At 64.4% G+C, this 20,443-nt stretch carries 21 protein-coding genes; 4 read left to right on the forward strand and 17 right to left on the reverse strand.

Going from position 1 to position 20,443, the window contains the following annotated elements; translation table 11 throughout:
- Nucleotides 1–115: 115 nt before the first annotated feature.
- Nucleotides 116–898 (reverse strand): peroxide stress protein YaaA, encoded by a 783-nt coding sequence (gene yaaA, locus R9B84_RS11745; RefSeq protein WP_152856360.1) that lies wholly within the window; start codon nt 896–898, stop codon nt 116–118.
- Between the two features lie 57 nt (nt 899–955).
- Between yaaA and R9B84_RS11750 the strand changes: the two genes are divergently transcribed.
- Complete coding sequence (locus R9B84_RS11750) at nt 956–1,453, forward strand: putative toxin-antitoxin system toxin component, PIN family (protein WP_423758088.1); 498 nt, start codon at nt 956–958, stop codon at nt 1,451–1,453.
- A 33-nt stretch (nt 1,454–1,486) separates the two neighbouring features.
- Nucleotides 1,487–2,659 carry a pyridoxal phosphate-dependent aminotransferase gene (locus R9B84_RS11755; RefSeq protein WP_423758089.1) on the forward strand — a complete coding sequence of 391 codons (1,173 nt, stop codon included), beginning with the start codon at nt 1,487–1,489 and terminating at the stop codon, nt 2,657–2,659.
- Nucleotides 2,660–2,703: 44 nt separating this feature from the next.
- Here R9B84_RS11755 and R9B84_RS11760 read toward each other — a convergent pair whose 3' ends face one another.
- Nucleotides 2,704–3,360 carry a glutathione S-transferase gene (locus R9B84_RS11760; protein WP_047898594.1) on the reverse strand — a complete coding sequence of 219 codons (657 nt, stop codon included), beginning with the start codon at nt 3,358–3,360 and terminating at the stop codon, nt 2,704–2,706.
- 202 nt (nt 3,361–3,562) lie between these two features.
- Between R9B84_RS11760 and R9B84_RS11765 the strand changes: the two genes are divergently transcribed.
- On the forward strand, nt 3,563–4,354 hold the full coding sequence (locus R9B84_RS11765) for an oxepin-CoA hydrolase, alternative type (protein ID WP_047898595.1): 792 nt from the start codon (nt 3,563–3,565) through the stop codon (nt 4,352–4,354).
- Nucleotides 4,355–4,632: 278 nt separating this feature from the next.
- The gene (locus R9B84_RS11770; protein WP_423758090.1) at nt 4,633–5,325 is read left to right on the forward strand and encodes a glutathione binding-like protein; all 693 of its coding nucleotides are present in this window, start codon (nt 4,633–4,635) and stop codon (nt 5,323–5,325) included.
- Between the two features lie 47 nt (nt 5,326–5,372).
- On the opposite strand, the gene R9B84_RS11775 is transcribed toward R9B84_RS11770, so the two are convergent.
- From R9B84_RS11775 to nuoG, 15 genes are all read right to left on the reverse strand, one after another.
- The gene (locus R9B84_RS11775) at nt 5,373–5,849 is read right to left on the reverse strand and encodes a MaoC family dehydratase (RefSeq protein WP_423758091.1); all 477 of its coding nucleotides are present in this window, start codon (nt 5,847–5,849) and stop codon (nt 5,373–5,375) included.
- Nucleotides 5,846–6,307: a MaoC family dehydratase gene (locus R9B84_RS11780; RefSeq protein WP_423758092.1), complete on the reverse strand. Its 462-nt coding sequence runs from the start codon at nt 6,305–6,307 to the stop codon at nt 5,846–5,848. Before R9B84_RS11780 ends, R9B84_RS11775 begins: the two co-directional genes overlap by 4 nt.
- Before the next feature lie 36 nt (nt 6,308–6,343).
- The gene (locus R9B84_RS11785; RefSeq protein ID WP_423758093.1) at nt 6,344–7,477 is read right to left on the reverse strand and encodes an acyl-CoA dehydrogenase family protein; all 1,134 of its coding nucleotides are present in this window, start codon (nt 7,475–7,477) and stop codon (nt 6,344–6,346) included.
- A 25-nt stretch (nt 7,478–7,502) separates the two neighbouring features.
- Nucleotides 7,503–8,699 carry an acyl-CoA dehydrogenase family protein gene (locus R9B84_RS11790; RefSeq protein ID WP_423758094.1) on the reverse strand — a complete coding sequence of 399 codons (1,197 nt, stop codon included), beginning with the start codon at nt 8,697–8,699 and terminating at the stop codon, nt 7,503–7,505.
- A 152-nt stretch (nt 8,700–8,851) separates the two neighbouring features.
- Nucleotides 8,852–9,274, reverse strand: a complete 423-nt coding sequence (locus R9B84_RS11795) for a DUF1178 family protein (protein ID WP_006478278.1) — start codon at nt 9,272–9,274, stop codon at nt 8,852–8,854.
- Between the two features lie 136 nt (nt 9,275–9,410).
- Nucleotides 9,411–10,001, reverse strand: coding sequence for an NUDIX domain-containing protein (locus R9B84_RS11800; protein WP_423758095.1), 591 nt, complete (start codon nt 9,999–10,001; stop codon nt 9,411–9,413).
- A 36-nt stretch (nt 10,002–10,037) separates the two neighbouring features.
- Nucleotides 10,038–10,334, reverse strand: a complete 297-nt coding sequence (locus R9B84_RS11805; RefSeq protein WP_096471383.1) for a DUF2818 family protein — start codon at nt 10,332–10,334, stop codon at nt 10,038–10,040.
- Nucleotides 10,334–11,788, reverse strand: coding sequence for an NADH-quinone oxidoreductase subunit NuoN (gene nuoN / locus R9B84_RS11810; RefSeq protein ID WP_262542864.1), 1,455 nt, complete (start codon nt 11,786–11,788; stop codon nt 10,334–10,336). Before nuoN ends, R9B84_RS11805 begins: the two co-directional genes overlap by 1 nt.
- 39 nt (nt 11,789–11,827) lie before the next feature.
- Nucleotides 11,828–13,318 (reverse strand): NADH-quinone oxidoreductase subunit M, encoded by a 1,491-nt coding sequence (locus tag R9B84_RS11815; RefSeq protein ID WP_423758096.1) that lies wholly within the window; start codon nt 13,316–13,318, stop codon nt 11,828–11,830.
- 18 nt (nt 13,319–13,336) lie between these two features.
- On the reverse strand, nt 13,337–15,400 hold the full coding sequence (gene nuoL / locus R9B84_RS11820) for an NADH-quinone oxidoreductase subunit L (protein ID WP_047898605.1): 2,064 nt from the start codon (nt 15,398–15,400) through the stop codon (nt 13,337–13,339).
- A 17-nt stretch (nt 15,401–15,417) separates the two neighbouring features.
- Complete coding sequence (gene nuoK / locus R9B84_RS11825; protein WP_004185739.1) at nt 15,418–15,723, reverse strand: NADH-quinone oxidoreductase subunit NuoK; 306 nt, start codon at nt 15,721–15,723, stop codon at nt 15,418–15,420.
- A gap of 17 nt (nt 15,724–15,740) precedes the next feature.
- Nucleotides 15,741–16,391 carry an NADH-quinone oxidoreductase subunit J gene (locus R9B84_RS11830; protein WP_085042062.1) on the reverse strand — a complete coding sequence of 217 codons (651 nt, stop codon included), beginning with the start codon at nt 16,389–16,391 and terminating at the stop codon, nt 15,741–15,743.
- A 103-nt stretch (nt 16,392–16,494) separates the two neighbouring features.
- Complete coding sequence (gene nuoI, locus R9B84_RS11835) at nt 16,495–16,983, reverse strand: NADH-quinone oxidoreductase subunit NuoI (RefSeq protein ID WP_009691265.1); 489 nt, start codon at nt 16,981–16,983, stop codon at nt 16,495–16,497.
- A gap of 12 nt (nt 16,984–16,995) precedes the next feature.
- Entirely contained in the window at nt 16,996–18,063 is a 1,068-nt protein-coding gene (gene nuoH / locus R9B84_RS11840) for an NADH-quinone oxidoreductase subunit NuoH (RefSeq protein ID WP_423758097.1), read from the reverse strand.
- Nucleotides 18,064–20,394, reverse strand: coding sequence for an NADH-quinone oxidoreductase subunit NuoG (nuoG, locus tag R9B84_RS11845; RefSeq protein WP_423758098.1), 2,331 nt, complete (start codon nt 20,392–20,394; stop codon nt 18,064–18,066).
- Nucleotides 20,395–20,443: the final 49 nt, after the last annotated feature.

Consider the following 20,443-nt stretch of genomic DNA (forward strand, 5'->3'; position numbering starts at 1 on the left):
AGTGAGTGCTTCAGCACTTACTCCGGTCCCATGTAAAGCTGTCGGCCGGAACGGGCGGTGTGCCGCTTGTCCGGCCTCATGCATGCGCCGGCCATCTCGTGAATGGCCGGCATGGTCACTCGCCGACTCGCCGGCGATATACGTAAGTCGAATCGTTCGACGCAGCCGCGTCGAACGCATAGCCTTCCGTCGCGAATTCCTTCAGCGCCTTCGGCTCGGTAATACGGTTCTCGACGATAAAACGCGCCATCAGGCCGCGCGCACGCTTCGCATGGAAGCTGATGATCTTGTAGCGGCCGCCCTTCCAGTCCTCGAACACCGGCGTGATGACGGGTGCGGCCAGCAGTTTCGGCTTGACCGACTTGAAGTACTCGGTCGACGCGCAGTTGACCAGCACCCGCGCCGCGCCGCTGCGCGCCTCGAGCTGCTCGTTCAGCGCCCGCGTGATGCGGTCGCCCCAGAACGCGTACAGATCCTTGCCGCGCGCGTTCGCGAAGCGCGTGCCCATCTCGAGCCGGTATGGCTGCAGCAGGTCGAGCGGGCGCAGCAGCCCGTACAGGCCCGACAGCACGCGCACATGCTGCTGCGCATAGTCGAGATCGGCGGACGACAGCGATTTCGCGTCGAATCCTTCGTAGACGTCGCCGTTGAACGCCAGTACGGCCTGTTTCGCATTGGCCGGCGTAAAGGTCGGCGACCAGTCCGCGTAGCGCTGGAAGTTCAGGCGCGCGAGCGGATCGGAAATATCCATCAGCGTCGCGATGTCCTGCGGCGACAACTTGCGCAGGCCGTCGATCAGCTCGGACGCGTCGTCGACGAATGCAGGCTTCGTGTAAGACTGGACGTGCGCGGGCGTATCGTAGTCGAGGGATTTGGCGGGAGAGAGAACGATTATCATAGAGGCTCGCTGGCACGCCGTGCCTTGCGGTCAGACGAAAACCACCGATTGTAACGAATGACCCGCTCTCTCGCCCCGCACGCCGCGCATCGCGTCGTGCTCGACTCGAACGTCTGGATCGACATCCTCGTATTCGACGACCCCGCTACGCGCCCGATCCGTGCCGCACTGGAACGCGGCGCGCTTGCCGCCGTGATCGACGGCCGCTGCCTGACCGAACTCGAATACGTGCTCGATTATCCGCAGTTCCAGGCGCGTGCGATCGACAAGGCCGCCGCGCTCGCGACCGTCGCCCGCCTCGCGAGCCTCGTCGAGCCGCCGCCCGTCGATGCCGACGCGCCGCCGCTGCCGAAGTGCAAGGACCGCGACGACCAGAAGTTTCTCGAACTCGCCCGCGCCGCGCAGGCCGAATGGCTCGTCTCGAAAGACCGTGCGCTGCTGAAGCTCGCGAAGCGCACCGCACGCGACTTCGGCTTCCGGATCGCGCAACCCGCGCCGTTTGCCGAGGCCTGTGCGCTCGACGCCGCGCCGCCCACCACTGCCACGCCGGCCTGACGCACACGCCATCACCCGATTTCGACCGTATCGATGAACGCTCCTTCAGACATGCCAACGACTCCCGTTTTCCCCTCGCGCCTGCCGAACGTCGGCACGACGATCTTCACGGTCATGAGCGCGCTTGCCGCCGAAAAAGGCGCCGTGAACCTCGGCCAGGGCTTCCCGGATTTCGATTGCGATCCGCGCATCGTCGACGCGGTCGCGGCCGCGATGCGCAACGGGCACAACCAGTATCCGCCGATGGCCGGTGTCGCACCGCTGCGCGACGCGATCGCCGACAAGATCGCGCACGTCTACGGCCGGCGCTACGATCCGGCCACCGAGATCACGGTGACGGCCGGCGCGACGCAGGCGCTACTGACGGCAATCCTGTGCGCGGTGCATCCGGGCGACGAAGTGATCGTCGTCGAACCGACCTATGACAGCTACCTGCCGTCGATCGAACTCGCAGGAGGCAAGCCGGTATTCGTCACGCTGGAGGCGCCCGATTACGCGATCCCGTTCGACCGTCTCGCAGCCGCGATCACGCCGAAAACGCGCATGATCCTGATCAACACGCCGCATAACCCGACGGGCACCGTGTGGCGCGAGGCGGACTTGCGCAAGCTCGAGGAGATCGTGCGCGGCACCAACGTGCTGATCCTGTCGGACGAGGTCTACGAGCACATGGTCTACGACGGCGCGCGCCACGAGAGCGTCGCGCGCTATCCGGAACTCGCCGCACGCAGCTTCATCGTGTCGAGCTTCGGCAAGACCTATCACGTGACGGGCTGGAAGGTCGGCTATGTCGCGGCGCCTGCCGCGCTGACCGCGGAATTCCGCAAGGTCCACCAGTTCAATGTCTTCACGGTGAATACACCGATGCAGATCGGGCTCGCCGATTACCTGCGCGACCCGGCACCGTACCTGTCGCTCGCCGGCTTCTACCAGAAGAAGCGCGACTTCTTCCGGGCCGGCCTCGAGCGCACGCGCTTCAAGCTGCTGCCGTGTACGGGCACGTACTTCCAGTGCGTCGATTACTCGGCGATCAGCGACCTGCCCGAAGCAGAATTCTCGAAGTGGCTCACGTCGGAAATCGGCGTGGCCGCGATTCCGGTGTCGGCGTTCTATCACGAGCCGCACGAATCGGGTGTCGTACGTTTCTGCTTCGCGAAGCAGGAAAGCACGCTCGCATCCGCACTCGAACGGCTCGCTCGCCTGTAGGTCCAGCGCGGGCGGCCACGCGCCGCCCGGCCGGAGAATCGCGCTTACGAACGCGCGCCGCTCGTCGCCTCGACATACGCCTTGCGTTCGGCTGCCACGCGCTGCGCAGCAGCACGCTCACCGACCTTCTTCGCGTGAGCCTTCCAGTCGATGCCCGCATCGAGCAGGAAGTCGCGTCCGAACACAGCCTTCGTCGCCATCCCGATGACCGGCAGATGGATCGATGCGGCGATGTCCGCGAGGCTGAACGACGCGCCGAGCACATACGGCGAAAACTGCGTCATCTGCTTGAACGCATCGATCGCACGCGGCAGGCGCTTCTCGACGTGCGCCTTCATCCCGTCGCTGACCTTGCCGCCGAAAAACGCTTCCGTATAGACCTCGCGCGCCATCCATTCGAGATACAACTCGAGCGTTTCGACCAGCTCGCGCACCTTCGCCGCCGCGAACGGCTCCGCCGGAAAAATGGCTTTCTCGGGATAGCGCGCCGCCAGGTACTCGATGATCACCTGCGACTCGAACAGCGCGCCCTCTTCGGTCCTCAGGAACGGAATCTTGCCGAGCGGAGAATCGGCGAGCTGGGCCGGATCGCTGATCGGCAAACCGCACACCGACTCCTCGAACGGGATGTCGTGCTCGAGCAGGACGAACTTCACCTTGTTGTAATAGTTGGACAACGGAATACCGCACAGCTGTAGCATCGGAGTCTCCTTCCTTGCGGGTGCGCGGCCGCAACGACGCCGGCCGCATCGGGATTCGTCGCGCTGAAAAGCACGTTCGTGCTAGTCTAAAACAAGTTTTGCGTTCGTCACGACAACATTACATCCGCTGCGGCAGCAGTGCTGCCTGTCCACGCAACACGCACGGCGTCGCAGCGGCGCCATCCGATGGAGACACGCTCGCATGAGTGCTGAACTGCTGGCCTCGCGTCCGCCCGAGAGCGATTCGACGCTCGTCCTCACGCTATCCAATCCCGGCGCGCGCAACGCGCTGCATCCCGACATGTACGCGGCCGGTGTCGAAGCGCTCGCCACTGCCGAGCGCGATCCCGGGATTCGCGCGGTCGTGCTGACGGGCGCAGATCGCTTCTTCTGTGCAGGCGGCAACCTGAACCGGCTGCTCGACAACCGCTCGAAGGATCCGTCCTACCAGGCCGACAGCATCGATCAGCTCGGCGCATGGGTGACGGCGATTCGCGAATCGACGAAGCCGGTGATCGCGGCGGTCGAAGGCGCCGCGGCCGGCGCGGGCTTCTCGCTCGCGCTCGCATGCGACCTGATCGTCGCCGCGCACGATGCGAAGTTCGTGATGTCGTACGCGCGTGTGGGCCTGACGCCCGACGGCGGCGGCTCGTGGTTCCTCGCGCGCGCGCTGCCGCGTGCGATCGCGGCCGAGATCCTGTTCGAAGGCAAGCCGGTCGCGGCCGAACGCCTGCATGCACTCGGCGTGGTCAACCGGCTCGCCGTGCCCGGCGCGGCGTTGACCGACGCGCTGGCATGGGCCGATGCGCTCGCCGGCATCTCGCCGAACGCGCTCACGCGCATCAAGTCGCTGCTCGACGACGCGGCGACGCAGCCGCTCGAGCCGCATCTCGGCACCGAGCGCGATCATTTCGTCGCCTCGCTGCATCATGCGGACGCGCTCGAAGGCATCACCGCCTTTCTCGAGAAACGCCAGCCCCGCTACAAGCGCTGATCCGCGTCGGCCGACGAGGACTATGCGGCGACGATCGCGCAGGCGCTGGACGCCGGACGTCACGCGCGCCCGATGGCGGAACTGACTTGGCAGTACGCACAAAAAGTGCGCCAGGGTAAGGCGCGCGCAATGTCGACGACGATCCCCCGCTCGGCCGTGCGTACACCTCCGCACGCACGTTTCCGTCGCCAGCAGCCCGCGTCGATCCATGCTCTAATGGCCGCCTGTCGCGGCGCGCTGCCTGCGCCGTTTTCGCGCATGCAACCAAGGAGTTGACGATGATCGACGTCTATAGCTGGGCGACCCCGAACGGCCACAAGGTGCACATCATGCTCGAGGAAACGGGCCTCGCCTATCGTGCCCTTCCGGTCGATATCGGCGCGGGCGACCAGTTCAAGCCCGAGTTCCTGAAGATCAGCCCGAACAACAAGATCCCGGCGATCGTCGATCCGGAAGGCCCCGGCGGCAAGCCGATCTCGTTGTTCGAATCGGGCGCGATCCTGATCTACCTCGCGGAGAAGACCGGCAAGTTCCTGCCGACCGATCCGGCCGCGCGCTATGCGACGCTCGAGTGGCTGATGTTCCAGATGGGCGGTGTCGGCCCGATGCTCGGGCAGGCGCACCATTTCCGGTTGTACGCGCCGGAGAAGATCGAGTACGCGTTCAACCGCTACACGAACGAAGCGAAGCGCCTGTACAACGTGATGGAAAAGCGCCTCGGCGAATCGGAATATCTCGCGGGCGACGCGTACACGATCGCAGACATAGCGACGTTCCCGTGGACGCGCTCGTGGCAAAACCAGGGCATCGTGCTCGACGAACTGCCGAACGTGAAGCGCTGGCACGAGGCGATCGCTGCACGACCGGCCGTGCAGCGCGGCGTCGAAGTACTCGCGTCGATGCGCAAGGCGCTGCAGGACGACAAGGCACGTGAGGTGCTGTTCGGCGCAACGCAATACGCGAAGCACTGACACGCACGTGACGGGCGGTGCGGCATCCGTGCATGCCGCACCGCGCTTCAGAAGTAATGCAGCGTGATGAATTCCGCCGCACAGACCAGCAGCGGCGCGTCGGGACGTTCAGCCTGCATCGACACCGACCACGTTACCTGCACGCCGCCCTGCGCGGCCTCGGCGGTTTCCTTCACAGCAAACAACGCGCGCACGCGCGCCCCGACCGGCACCGGCTTCAGGAAGCGCACGCGATTCAGTCCGTAGTTCACGCCCATCTTCTGTTCGAAGCGCATCGCGTCGGTCATCAACGCAGGAATCAGCGACAGCGTCAGGAACCCGTGCGCGATCGGCCCGCCGAACGGCGACTCGTGCCGCGCGCGTTCGGGATCGATGTGAATCCATTGATGATCGCCGGTCGCGTCGGCGAAACCGTCGACGCGTTGCTGGTCGATCGCGATCCAGCCGCTCGCGAGCGGCTCCTCGCCGACCCGCGCCTGCAGCGCCTGTGCCGATGCGATCAGCGGCAATGTCACGTCGGTCATGCGTTCGGGCCTCCCGGATGGCGCAGCCCGAAGATCACCTTGCTGTGCACGGTGATCACCGTCTCGCCGCCGCCGTTGACGCCGATCCACTCCGTCGACACGATGCCGCGATCGGGCTTGCTCTCGGAAACGCGCTTGTCGTGGACCTTCTGGTACATCGTGATCGTGTCGCCGGAACGCACCGGCTTCAGCCAGCGGATCGAGTCGATGCCAGGCGAGCCCATGCTGGTCGAGTCCGCCCCGAGCTTCTTGATGAGCAGGCTCATGAACACCGAACACGTATGCCAGCCGCTCGCGACGAGCCCACCGAAATGCGATGCTTTCCCGGCTTCCTCGTCGAGGTGAAACGGCTGAGGGTCATAGCGTTGCGCGAACGCCTTGATGTCATCGGGTTGGAACGTGTAGCGGCCCACTTCGGTGGTACTGCCGACCACCAGGTCTTCGTAACTGATGCCCACTCTGTGTCTCCTTGTTGGCGCACTCGCGCGTCGCCGTCATGCGGCGTCGGCCTGCGCGAAATCGGGCAGCGCCGCGATGCGGGCAAGATGATGATCGGTGTCGCCGAGCGTCGTCTCGATGATCGACAGCCGCTTGAACAGGTGTGCGGCGGCGACCTCGTTGGTCACACCCATGCCGCCGTGCAGCTGGACGGCCTGCTGGCCGACGAAGCGTGCTGCCGCGCCGACGCGCGCTTTCGCGGCCGATACGGCCTTGCGTCGCGCATCGGCATCGCCGCTCGCGTAGCGCACCGCGGCCAGATACGTCAGCGAACGCGCCTGCTCGGCATGGATCAGCATGTCGACCATCCGGTGCTGCAGCGCCTGGAAACGCGCAATCGGCACGCCGAACTGTTCGCGCGTCTTCGTGTATTCGACCGTCGCGCGATTCAGTTCGTCGAGCGCGCCGACCGCTTCCGCGCACAGCAGGAACGTTGCGTAATCGGCAATCTGCTCGAGCGCCGCCGCGTCGCGCGCGCCGCCCGTCAACAGCCGGGCCGGTGTTTCGTTGAACTCGATCGTCGCCGCACGCTGGCCGTCGATCGTCCGGTAGTCGGTCACCCTCACGTTCGCCGCATCGTGTTCGACGACAAAGAGGCCGATGCCACCACTGTCGACGCGCACAGGCACGATCCACGCGTGCGCCTGTGCGCCGTGCTGAACGACCGACTTGGTGCCGGTCAGCCGGTAGGTGCCGCCCTGCTCGCGTGCAAGCGTGTCGAGCTCGAACAGGTCGTAGCGCGCATGCGGTTCGTGGAACGCGACCGCCAGCCGCTTCTGCCCCTGCGCAACCGCCTCCAGCAGCGCGGCATCGTCGCCCGCGCCGGAGCCGGCGATACGCAATGCCTCGACGCCGACCGCCGTTGCCCAGTACGGCTCGATCACGAGCGCGCGGCCAAGCTCCTGCATCGCAACCAGCATGTCGACCGGGCCACCGCCGAAACCGCCCTGTGCGTCCGGCACGGGCAACGCGGTCAACCCCAGTTCGGCGAACGCGCTCCATTGCGTGTCCGACACGCCCGTATCGCTGTGCACGATGGCCTGACGCGCATCGAAGCCGTATTGCTCGTCGAGATAACGGCGCAGCGCGTCGGCGAACTGCCGCTGCTCATCGGTAAAGCTGAAATCCATGGTCGTCTCCGCTCCCGTTCCCTGATCACAGACCCAGAATCATCTGCGCGATGATGTTCTTCTGGATCTCGTTCGAACCGCCGTAGATCGACGTCTTCCGGTAATTGAAGTAGTACGCGGCAAGCGGCGCCGCATCGTCGTCGCCCGCGATGCTGTGCTCGCGCTGGCCGTTGAGGAACGGTACGTCGAACGGCGCGGCGAGCGGGCCGATCGCGTCGAACATCAGCTCGGTGAGCGCCTGCTGCACTTCGGTGCCCTTGATCTTCAGCATCGACGCCTCGGGGCCCGGTCCCTTGCCGCTCGTCTCGCGGCTGACGACGCGCAGCACCGTCACCTCCAGCGCCATCAGTTCGACTTCGAGCGCCGCGACCTTCGCGGCGAACACGGGGTCGGCGAGCAACGGCTTGCCGTTCTTGCGCTGGTTCGACGCCACGCGCTTCAGGAACGCGAGCTCGCGCTTCGACGCGCCGACACGTGCGATGCCGGTGCGCTCATGGCCCAGCAGGTATTTCGCGTAGGTCCAGCCGCGATTCTCGTCGCCGACGAGATTCTCGACCGGCACCTTCACGTCCTCGAAAAACACCTCGTTGACTTCGTGGTCTTCGTCGAGCGTGATGATCGGACGCACCGTGATGCCGGGCGTCTTCATGTCGATCAGCAGGAACGAGATGCCCTCCTGCTTCTTCGCGGCCGGATCGGTGCGCACGAGGCAGAACATCATGTCCGCGTACTGGCCGAGCGTCGTCCAGGTCTTCTGGCCGTTGACGACGTAGTGGTCGCCCTGACGCTCGGCGCGCGTGCGCAACGACGCGAGGTCGGACCCGGAACCCGGCTCCGAGTAACCCTGGCACCACCAGTCGGAGCCGTCGAGAATGCGCGGCAGATAGTGGCGTTTCTGCGCTTCGCTGCCGTATTTCATCAGCACCGGCGCGACCATCGACACGCCGAACGGCAGCACGGTCGGCGCACCGATCCGCGCGCACTCCTCGTCCCAGATGTGCCGCTGCGTCGCGTTCCAGCCCGGGCCGCCGTATTCTGCCGGCCACGCAGGCGCGGACCAGCCGCGCTGGCCGAGAATCCGGTGCCAGCTCGCGAAATCCTCGCGGTCGAGTCGTTTGTGATCGAGTACTTTGGCGCGCAGTGCGTGAGGCAGGTTGGCCTCGAGCCAGGCGCGGACGTCGACGCGGAACGCGTCGTCGGCGGGGGAATAATCCAGATCCATGCGCAGTGTCTCCTGTCGACCAGAGTTAGCGCTTTAGCGCTTACTCTGGTCCCATGCTTCGCGGTCGACCAGAGTTAGCGCATTAGCACTTGCTCAGGTCCCATGCAAGGCTGGCCGCGGCCGTCCGGCCCGGCAAGGACCCACTGCGTATGTCATTGCAGCGGTTCTTTCAGCGCGGCAGGAATCGGCAGCGGCATCACGTCGATGCCTTCTTCGACCAAGGATTGCGCATCTTCCGGCGTGGTGACGCCACGGATGCTGCGTGCCGGCGCCTCGTTGTAATGGATGCGCCGCGCTTCCTCGGCGAAGCGCTCGCCCACGTTCTCGGTCTTCTCCAGCACCTCGCGCAGCGCGCGCATCACCTGCGCTTGCAGCGCACGCGGATCGGCCGGCTGCGCCTGCGTCGCGCCCGACAGGTTCAGGCGCGGCGCCGACGGCAGACGGTTGACCTCGGTCGTCCCGCACACCGGACATTCGACCAGCTTGCGGGACAACTGCGCTTCGAATTCATCGGCGGAAGCGAACCAGCCTTCGAACCGATGACCGTGCGGGCACTGTAAATCGAGGACCTTCATGCTGAATCAGGGCGTGTGGCGAGTGTAGCGCAAAAAGCGGTTTTGTGAACGATCGTGCTAAATCCCGATCGAGCGACGCGAAGGCGCCGCGTCATTCGATTGTAACGCGGCGCCCCACCCGCCGCTGACGCCACGCTCAGGGCGTCAGGATCGGCCCGAGCGGCCAGGTGCCGGACAGCACCTTGTCGAGCCACATCGTGCCGATGATCGTCTTCACGTCGGAGATCTGGCCCGTGCGCACCCATTCCTGCAGGTCGGCTTGCGTGGCGATGAAGGTTTCGAGGAATTCGCCTTCGTCGAGCCTGCGCTCGCCGGCCGTCAGCCCGCGCGCGAGGTAGAGGTCGATGAATTCGGTCGAATAGGAAATGATCGGGTGAATGCGGGCCAGGAACACGTATTCGCGCGCCGTGTAACCCGTTTCTTCGCGCAGTTCGCGTACCGCGCACGCAAGCGCGCCTTCGTTCGGATCGAGCTTGCCGGCCGGGAATTCGGCCATCACCTTGCCGATCGGGTAGCGGTACTGGCTTTCCATCAGCACGCGGCCGTCGTCGAACAGTGGGATCACCATCACCGCGCCCGGGTGCTGGACGTATTCGCGCGTGGCCTTGTTGCCGTCCGGCAACCGGACGGTATCGCGCTTGAGCTTGAGGAACGCGCCGTCGAAGATCGCCTCGCTTTCGAGGCAGGTTTCGGTCAGTGCGGCGTCGTGATTGGGTAGTTCGGCCATCGGCGGCTCCAAGATTGAGCGCGACGGCCGGAGCCGTCAGCGTCGTTTGACGAGATACTGGAACGTGAAGCCGGGAAACGCGAACACGATGAAAAGACTGAACGTGATCGCGTAAAACTGCCAGCCCTGTTCGAAGCGGTTGCCGGCGCGCGACTCGAGCCAGAAGCCGAGCGCGCCGACGATGAAGTACAGCACGATCAGCTCGCCGATCCGAACCCACGCACTCTTCTTCGCCGTGCCAAACGGCACGACGGCGAAGAGGCGTTGGTTCAGGAACGGCAGGTTGGCGCACACGAGCGCCAACAGCACGATAAACCAGCCGGCTGCCGACATTACAGCGGCAGCGTGTGACGGATCGCCTGCAGGCAGGCCGTCAGCAGCGGGCTCGGGATCAGGCCGAGCACGACGACCGCGAGGCCGTTCAGCACGAGGATCGTGCGCTTGCAGATATCGCCCGAGATCGGCGTCGAATCCTGCGGTGCATCGAAGTACATCAGCTTCACGATGCGCAGGTAATAGAACGCGCCGAACAGCGACGTGATCACGGCCAGCACGGCCAGCCACGTGAGGCCCGCGTTGACGGTTGCCTCGAGCACGGCGAGCTTCGCGTAGAAGCCGACGGTCGGCGGGATGCCCGCCAGCGAGAACATCATGACCATCATCACGAACGCGAACACCGGGCTGCGCTTGTTGAGGCCCTTGAAGTCGTCGATCGTTTCCGCTTCGAAATCGCGGCGAGCGAGCAGCATCACCACGCCGAACGAGCCGAGCGTCGTGATCAGGTAGACGATCGCATAGAACATCGCCGAGCTGTATGCGTTCGCCGGTGCCGCCGCGTCGCCCTTCACGATGCCCGCGAGCAGGCCGAGCAGCACGAAGCCCATGTTCGAGATCGCCGAGTACGCGAGCATCCGCTTGATGTTGCGCTGGACGATACCCGTGATGTTGCCGACGATCAGCGACAGCGCGGCGAGGATCACGAGCGCGGTCTGCCAGTTCTGCGCGAGCGGCAGCAGGCCCATCACCAGGAAACGCAGGCCCCACGCGAACGCGGCAACCTTCGGGCCGCCGCCGACGAACAGCGTCATCGCGGTCGGTGCGCCCTGGTAGACGTCCGGCACCCACATGTGGAACGGCACGGCGCCGAGCTTGAACGCGATACCGGCGACGATGAAGATCACGCCGAACATCAGCACGGCTGCGTCGGTGTTGCCGCCGACCGCCTTGTACACCTCGCCCAGCTCGAGCGAGCCGGTCGCACCGTAGAGCATCGAGATGCCGTACAGCACGAAGCCCGACGCAAGCGCGCCCAGCACGTAGTACTTCATCGCGGCTTCGCTCGACTGCGGGGCGTCGCGGCGCAGCGCGATGACCGCATACAGCGACAGCGACATCAGTTCGAGGCCGAGGTACAGCGTCAGGAAGTTGTTGCCCGACACCATGACCAGCTGCCCGAGCAGCGAGAACATGCCGAGCAGGAACACGTCGCCGCGGAACATGTCGCGATCTTCGAGGTACTTGCGCGAATAAACGAGCGAGACCGCGAAACCGAACGACACGACGGCCTTCATCATGCTCGCGAACGAGTCGACGACGACCATCTTCGAGAAGAAGTAGTACTGCTGCGGGTCGAGTGCCTGCACCGCGAACCACACGCCGGCGACGACCGACGATACGACCGCGATCAGATAGGTCAGGCGGCGGCCGGAAGCACCGGTAAAGGTGTCGTTCAGCCATGCGACGACGATGGCGGCCATCACCAGCGCGTCAGGCAACAGGACATTCATAGGGGCGTTTTGCATGATCTTGATTTCCTCCGCTCGCGATTACTGGGCCAGCGGCAGCTTGGACTGCGCGACGTGGGAGAGGAGGTTTTCCACGGAAACGTGCATCACGTCCGTGAAAGGCTTCGGATACAGGCCCATCAGCATCGTGAACGCGGCGAGCACGGCCAGCATCAGGAATTCGCGACGGCCGATGTCCTTCAGCTTGGCGACGTGATCGTTCGCAACCGCGCCGAAGTACACGCGCTTGTACATCCACAGCGTGTATGCGGCGCCGAGGATCAGCGTGAATGCCGCGCCGAATGCGATCCAGAAGTTGTACTGGACGGCCGCGAGAATCACCATGAACTCGCCGACGAAACCCGACGTACCCGGCAGGCCGCAGTTGGCCATCGAGAACAGCATCGCGAACGCCGCGAACTTCGGCATCACGTTCACGACACCGCCGTAGTCGGCGATCTCGCGCGAGTGCACGCGGTCGTACAGCACGCCGATGCAGAGGAACATCGCGCCCGACACGAAGCCGTGCGAGATCATCTGGATGATCGCGCCTTCGACGCCGAGCTGGTTGAAGATGAAGAAGCCGAGCGTGACGAAGCCCATGTGCGCGATCGACGAATATGCGACCAGCTTCTTCATGTCGGCCTGCACCATCGCGACGAGGCCGATGTAGATCACCGCGATCAGCGACAGCGTGATCACGACGGGTGCCAGGAAGTGGCTCGCGTCAGGCGTGATCGGCAGCGAGAAGCGCAGGAAACCGTACGCGCCGAGCTTCAGCATGATCGCGGCCAGCACGACCGAACCGCCCGTCGGCGCTTCCACGTGCGCGTCCGGCAGCCAGGTGTGCACCGGCCACATCGGCACCTTCACCGCGAACGCAAGGAAGAACGCGATGAACAGCAGGATCTGTGGCGTCATCGCGATCTTCGCGTTCTGCCACGTCGCGAGGTCGAACGAGTGCGTTTCCGTGTACAGGTAGATCAGCGCGACCAGCATCAGCAGCGAGCCGGCCAGCGTGTACAGGAAGAACTTGAACGCCGCATACACGCGGTTCGGGCCGCCCCACACACCGATGATGATGTACATCGGGATCAGGGTCGCTTCGAAGAACACGTAGAACAGCAGGCCGTCGGCCGCCGAGAACACGCCGATCATGATCCCGGACAGGATCAGGAACGCCGCGAGGTACTGCGACACGTGCTCGGTGATCACTTCCCAGCCCGCGATCACGACGATCACGGTAATGAGCGCGGTCAGCACGACGAACCACATCGAGATGCCGTCGACGCCGAGGTGATACGAGATGTTGAAGCGCTCGATCCACGTCGACTGCTCGACGAACTGCAGCGCGGCCGTGCTCGCGTCGAAGCCGGTGATGAGCGGAATCGTCACGGCGAGGCCGAGCAGCGAGCCGATCAGCGCGAGCCAGCGCGCCGGCCCCGGATTTTTGTCGTTACCCACCGCGAGCACGAGGAGGCCGAAAACGATCGGCAGCCAGATCGCGGTACTGAGAATCGGAAAAGCGTGCATTGTTCTTGTCCCCTCGCCTTATTTGCCGCCGAGCGTTACAAACAGGGTCAGGAGCCCCAGCATGCCGATGATCATGGCGAACGCGTAGTGATAGATGTAACCGGATTGGAGGAAGCGGATCACGCCGGCGAACCAGCCGATGAACCGGGCGCTGCCGTTGACGAGGCCGTCGATCACCACGACATCGCCCTCTTTCCACAGGCCGCGGCCGATTGCGACCGAGCCCTTGGCAAACACCACCTCGTTGATCTTGTCCATGTAGTACTTGTTGTCGAGCAGCGTGTAGATCGGGCCGAATGCGCGGCGGATCACGGCAGGCAGCTCAGGACGCTTCAGGTACAGGAACCACGCGACCACGACGCCGGCGATCGCGAGCCACAACGGCAGCGTCGTCAGCGAGTGCAGGCCCATCGCGGCCCAGCCGTGGAATTCCTTGCCCAACTCTTCGAGGCCCGGGTGGTTTTCGCCGATGAAGATCACCTTGTCGAATGCCACGCCATGTTCGAAGAAGCTGCCGTACAGCATCGGGCCGATCGCGATCGCACCGACGATGACCGACGGAATCGCGAGCAGCACGAGCGGCAGCCACACGACCCACGGGGTCTCGTGCGGTTCGTGCGCGTGGTCGTCGTGGCCGTGGCCGTGATCGTCGTGACCGTGATCGTCGTGACCATGCGCGGCCGCCATGCCCATCGGCGATTCAGGATGCTTCGGGTTGCGGAAGCGCTCTTCGCCGTGGAACACGAGGAAGTACATGCGGAACGAGTACAGCGCCGTGACGAACACGCTCGCGACCACTGCGAAGTACGCGAAGCCCGAACCCGCGAGATGCGATTCCTTCACGGCCTCGATGATCGAATCCTTCGAGTAGAAGCCCGAGAAGAACGGCGTGCCGATCAGTGCGAGCGAGCCGATCAGCGACGTAATCCACGTGATCGGCATGTACTTGCGCAGGCCGCCCATGTTGCGGATGTCCTGGTCGTGGTGCATGCCGATGATCACCGAGCCCGCGGCGAGGAACAGCAGCGCCTTGAAGAACGCGTGCGTCATCAGGTGGAACAGCGCGACCGGGTATGCGGACACGCCGAGCGCGACCGTCATGTAGCCGAGCTGCGACAGCGTCGAATACGCGACCACGCGCTTGATGTCGTTCTGGATGATGCCGAGGAAACCCATGAACAGCGCCGTGATCGCGCCGATCACCGTGACGAACGACAGCGCGGTGTCCGACAGCTCGAACAGCGGCGACATGCGCGACACCATGAAGATGCCGGCCGTCACCATCGTCGCCGCGTGAATCAGCGCCGAGATCGGGGTCGGGCCTTCCATCGAGTCCGGCAGCCACACGTGCAGCGGGAACTGGGCCGATTTACCCATCGCGCCGATGAACAGGCAGATACAGGCGACGGTCAGCAGGCCCCAGTCGGTGCCCGGGAAGTGCAGGCTCGCGAGCTCCGCGCGCTTCGCGAACACTTCGCCATAGTTCATCGAGCCGGCGAATGCGAGCAGCAGGCCGATGCCAAGCAGGAAGCCGAAGTCGCCCACGCGGTTCACGAGGAACGCCTTCATGTTCGCGTAGATCGCGCTCTCACGCGTGAAGTAGAAGCCGATCAGCAGGTACGACACCAGACCCACCGCTTCCCAGCCGAAGAACAGCTGCAGGAAGTTGTTGCTCATCACGAGCATCAGCATCGAGAACGTGAACAGCGAGATGTACGAGAAGAAGCGCTGGTAGCCGTCTTCTTCCGACATGTAGCCGATCGTGTAGATGTGCACCATCAGCGACACGAAGGTCACGACGACCATCATCATCGCGGTCATCGAATCGACGAGGAAGCCGACTTCGAGCTTCAGCGAACCGACCCGCATCCATTCGTAGATGGTCGCGTTGAAGCTCGCGCCACCCATCACGTCGACGAAGACTTTCGCCGACAGGAGGAACGCGATCATTACGCCGAGGATCGTGATCCGGTGTGCGCCCTTGCGCCCGACTGCGTTCCCGAACAGCCCCGCAATCAGCGAGCCGGCCAGCGGAGCGAGCGGAATCGCCAGCAGCAGGTTTTCATTGAGTGTCGTTGACATAACAGCGTTGCCTGAAATTAACCTTTGAGCTGATCGAGATCCTCGACATTGATCGTGTCGAGCTTACGGAACAGGGTCACCAGAATCGCGAGGCCGATCGCGGCTTCCGCTGCGGCGACCGTCAGCACGAAGAACACGAAGATCTGGCCGTGCACATCGCCGAGGTAGTGCGAGAACGCGACGAAGTTGGTATTCACCGCCAGCAGCATCAGTTCGATCGCCATCAGGATGATGATGATGTTGCGGCGGTTCAGGAAGATCCCGACGATCGCGATCGCAAAGAGGATCGCGCCGAGCACGAGGTAGTGAGCAAGAGTCAACATGGTTTTCTTTCCTCCGCTTAGCCGTTGGTGCTCGTACCGGCTTCGCTCTGCGCCGTTTCCGGCTGCGGCTTTTCCGCTTCCATCTTCACGAGGCGCACGCGATCGTTGCGGCGCACCTTGACCTGATCCGACACGCGCTGGCGCTTGCTGTCCTTGCCCTTGCGCTCGGTCAGCCCGATCGCGGCAATGATCGCGACCAGCAGCACGAGGCCGGCGATTTCGAACGCGAAGATGTAGTCGGTGTAGATCACCTTGCCGATCAGTCGCGTGTTCGACCAGTTGGCCATCTCGCCCGTCGCCATCGCGTGCACCGTTTGGGTGTCGCCGTAGCCGCGCCACAGGATCAGCGCGGTCTCGATCACGATGATCGCGCCGACCACGGTCGCCATCGGTACGAAACGCTTGAAGTCGCGGCGCAGGTAATCGATGTTGATGTCCAGCATCATCACGACGAACAGGAACAGCACCATCACGGCGCCCACGTACACCAGCACCAGCAGGATCGCGAGGAACTCCGCTTCCAGCAGCATCCAGATCGCGGCGGCGTTGAAGAACGCCAGCACAAGGAAAAGCGCAGACGCCACGGGGTTGCGCGAAGTGATCACCTTCAGCCCTGATACCACCAGGAGCAGCGCGAAGATGTAGAACAGTACGGTCGTGAATTCCATGATTACCGGTTCATCGTTAGGCCATAGTCAGGCGCGGCTTGCGGGACGCCCGCACCCGTCGCGGCGGCTCGGCCCGTGCTTCGGGCCGGCACTGCAAACACAATCAACGATACGGCGCGTCGGCAGCCTTCGCCGCGGCGATGTCCTTCTCGTAGCGATCGCCCACTGCAAGCAGCATTTCCTTCGTGAAATACAGGTCGCCGCGCTTTTCGCCGTGGTACTCGAGAATCTGCGTCTCGACGATCGAATCGACCGGGCAGCTCTCTTCGCAGAAACCGCAGAAGATGCACTTCGTCAGGTCGATGTCGTAGCGCGTCGTGCGGCGCGTGTTGTCCGCACGCGTTTCCGATTCGATCGTGATCGCCATCGCGGGGCACACGGCCTCGCACAGCTTGCACGCGATGCAGCGCTCTTCGCCGTTCTCATAGCGGCGCAGCGCATGCAGCCCGCGAAAACGCGGCGAAATCGGGGTCTTCTCTTCCGGAAACTGCACGGTGAACTTGCGCTTGAACGTGTAACGACCGGTCAGCGCGAGCCCCTTCAGCAGCTCGGTCAGGAAGAAGGTCTTAAAGAAGTGTTGGATTGCCGTCATGATTTCGTCCGATTACTTCACCCAGATGTTGAGCGGCGACATCATCCAGAAGCCGACCACGACCACCCAGATCACCGTGACGGGCAGGAACACCTTCCAGCCCAGGCGCATGATCTGGTCGTAACGGTAGCGCGGGAACGTCGCGCGAACCCAGATGAACACCGACAGCAGTGCGAAGACCTTCAGCACCAGCCAGAAGATGCCCGGAATGAACGACAGGAACTCGAACGGTGCATCCCAGCCGCCGAGGAACAGCGTCGCAGCCAGCGCCGAGATCACGATCATGTTGATGTACTCGGCGAGGAAGAACAGCGCGAACGCCATGCCCGAGTAATCGATCATGTGACCCGCGACGATCTCCGACTCCCCTTCCACCACGTCGAACGGGTGACGGTTCGTTTCGGCGATGCCCGAGATGAAGTAGACGACGAACGCCGGCAGGAGCGGCAGCCAGTTCCACGACAGGAAGTTCACGCCGTGGCCCGCGAAGAAGCCATGCTGCTGCGAGTTGACGATTTCCGACATGTTCAGGCTGCCGGCCGTCATCAGCACGAGCACCAGCGCGAAGCCCATCGAGATTTCGTACGAGACCATCTGCGCCGCGGCGCGCATCGCACCGAGGAACGCGTACTTCGAGTTCGACGCCCAGCCCGCGAGAATCACCGCGTACACGCCGATCGACGAGATCGCCATCGCGTACAGCAGGCCCGCGTTGATGTTCGCGAGCACGGCCTGGGCCTGGAACGGGATCACGGCCCACACCGCGAACGCCGGCACGACGGTCATGACCGGCGCGATCAGGTACAGCCAGCGGCTGGCGGCGCTCGGCTGAATGACTTCCTTCAGCAGCAGCTTCAGCACGTCGGCGATCGGCTGCAGCAAGCCGCCGGGGCCGACGCGGTTCGGACCGAGACGCACGTGCATCCAGCCGATCAGCTTGCGTTCCCACAGAATCAGGTACGCGACGCACAGCAGGATGACGACGGAGACGACGAGGATGCGCACGATTGCCCACACCGTCGGCCACGCAAAGCCGAGAAGCTGGGCTCCGCCCGCGTTGATCGTATCGAACAAGCTCATTTACGCCTTCTCCACCACCAGTTCACCGGACAGGCTGCCGAGCGCTGCGCCGGCAGGCGTTGCCGCCGACACGCGAACGACCGTCTCCGCAAGATTCGCGTCGCGCACGGCCGGCAACTGCACCGCACGCTCGCCCTGGCGCACGCGCACGGCGTCGCCTTCCTTCAAGCCCAGCTTGTCGAACAGCGCGGCCGGCAGGGCTGCGGCATTCGCCGCCTTTGCGGCGGCCGTCAGGTGCAGCGCACCTGCGCGGCGCACGAGCGCGTCGGCGTGATAGATCGGTACATCGGCCAGGCGCTCGAAGCCGCCGTTCGCGGCATTCGCCGCGATGCGCACCGGCGCGACCGACGTCTGGTTCGACAGACGGCCCGCGACACCGGCGTCGCCGAGCGCGGCGATACGCACTTCTTCCGCCGTCTCGTATTCGAAGTTCGGCAGGCCGAGCAGGCTGCCGAGCACGCGCAGCACCTTCCAGGCCGGACGCGTGTCGCCGAGCGGGCGCACGACGCCGTTGAAGCTCTGCACGGTGCCTTCCGCGTTGACGAACGTGCCGGCCGTTTCCGTGAACGGCGCAACCGGCAGCAGCACGTCGGCGTAGTCGAGGCCGTGCTTGAACGGCGACATCACGACGACCATCTCCGCCTGGTTCAGCGCGGCAAGCGCCTGCGCCGGATCGGCCGTATCGAATTCCGGTTCGACGTTCAGCAGCACGTAGCCCTTGCGCGGTTGCGCGAACGCTTCGCGTGCATTCAGGCCGCCTTCGCCCGGCAGCGCGCCGACGACGTGCGCACCGACCGTGTTCGCCGCTTCCGTCAGGAAGCCGAACGTGGCGCCGGTGTTGTCGGCGATCCACTGGGCGACCGCGTGCAGCTTCGCGAATTCCGGATGACGGACCGCGACGTTGCCGAGCAGCACCGCGCGGCGTTCGCCGTTCGCGAGCGCTTGAGCGACCGTCTGTGCAGCCGGCGATGCGGTGACGCCCGCGAGCGTGTCGGGCAGCGCGACGCCGCGCAGTTGCGCGACGGCCGCGGCGATGCCGGCCAGCTCGTCGAGCCATGCCGACGGCGCGGCGACGATGCGCTGCGCGGTCGGGATCAGTGCGTCGTCACCGGTTGCGTGCAGGAAGTGCAGCTTCGCGCCGTTCTTCGCGGCCTGGCGCAGGCGAGCGGCGAACAGCGGGTGGTCGCGGCGCAGGAACGAACCGACGACGAACGCGGCGTCCACGTTCGACAGGTCGGCGATCGGCATGCCGAGCCACGGTGCGCCCTGGACCGGCGCCGAGAAATCCTGCTGACGCAGACGGAAATCGACGTTCGGCGTCTTCAGTTCGTTGGCGAGCTGCTTCACGAGGAACAACTCTTCAGCGGTGCTGTGCGCGCTCGCGAGCATCGCCAGCGCGTTCGCGCCGTGATCTGCGGCGATACCCTTCAGGCCCTTCGCGACGTATTCGAGCGCGGTCTGCCAGTCGGTTTCGATCCACTGGCCGCCCTGCTTCAGCATCGGCTTCGTCAGGCGCTCTTCGCTGTTGAGGCCTTCATACGAGAAGCGGTCCTTGTCCGAGATCCAGCATTCGTTGATCGCTTCGTTCTCGAACGGCAGCACGCGCATCACGCGGTTGTTCTTCACCTGCACGACGAGGTTCGCGCCGACGGAATCGTGCGGGCTCACCGACTTGCGGCGCGACAGTTCCCACGTACGGGCGCTGTAGCGGAACGGCTTGCTGGTCAGCGCGCCGACCGGGCACAGGTCGATCATGTTGCCCGACATCTCGGAGTCGACCGTCTTGCCGACGAACGTCGTGATTTCCGAGTGCTCGCCGCGGCCCAGCATGCCGAACTCCATCACGCCGGCGATTTCCTGGCCGAAGCGGACGCAGCGCGTGCAGTGGATGCAACGCGACATTTCTTCCATCGAGATCAGCGGGCCCACGTTCTTGTGGAACACCACGCGCTTTTCTTCCGAGTAGCGCGACGACGACTTGCCGTAGCCGACCGCCAGATCCTGCAGCTGGCATTCGCCGCCCTGATCGCAGATCGGGCAATCGAGCGGGTGATTGATGAGGAGGAATTCCATCACCGACTGCTGCGCCTTCACGGCCTTGTCGGACTGCGTGCGGACGATCATGCCGGCCGACACGGGAGTCGCGCAGGCAGGCACGGCCTTCGGCATCTTCTCGACTTCGACGAGACACATCCGGCAGTTGGCCGCAACCGACAGTTTCTTGTGATAGCAGAAGTGAGGAATGTACGTATCCGCCTTATGCGCAGCCTGGATCACCATGCTGCCTTCGGGCACCTCGACCTTCTTGCCGTCTATTTCAAGTTCAACCATGATGGTGAATGGTCCTTAACCTATTTCCGCCCGTTCGCGCCTTCGCCCG

This window comes from Burkholderia sp. NLJ2, from assembly GCF_049487195.1.
GTDB lineage: Bacteria > Pseudomonadota > Gammaproteobacteria > Burkholderiales > Burkholderiaceae > Burkholderia > Burkholderia pyrrocinia.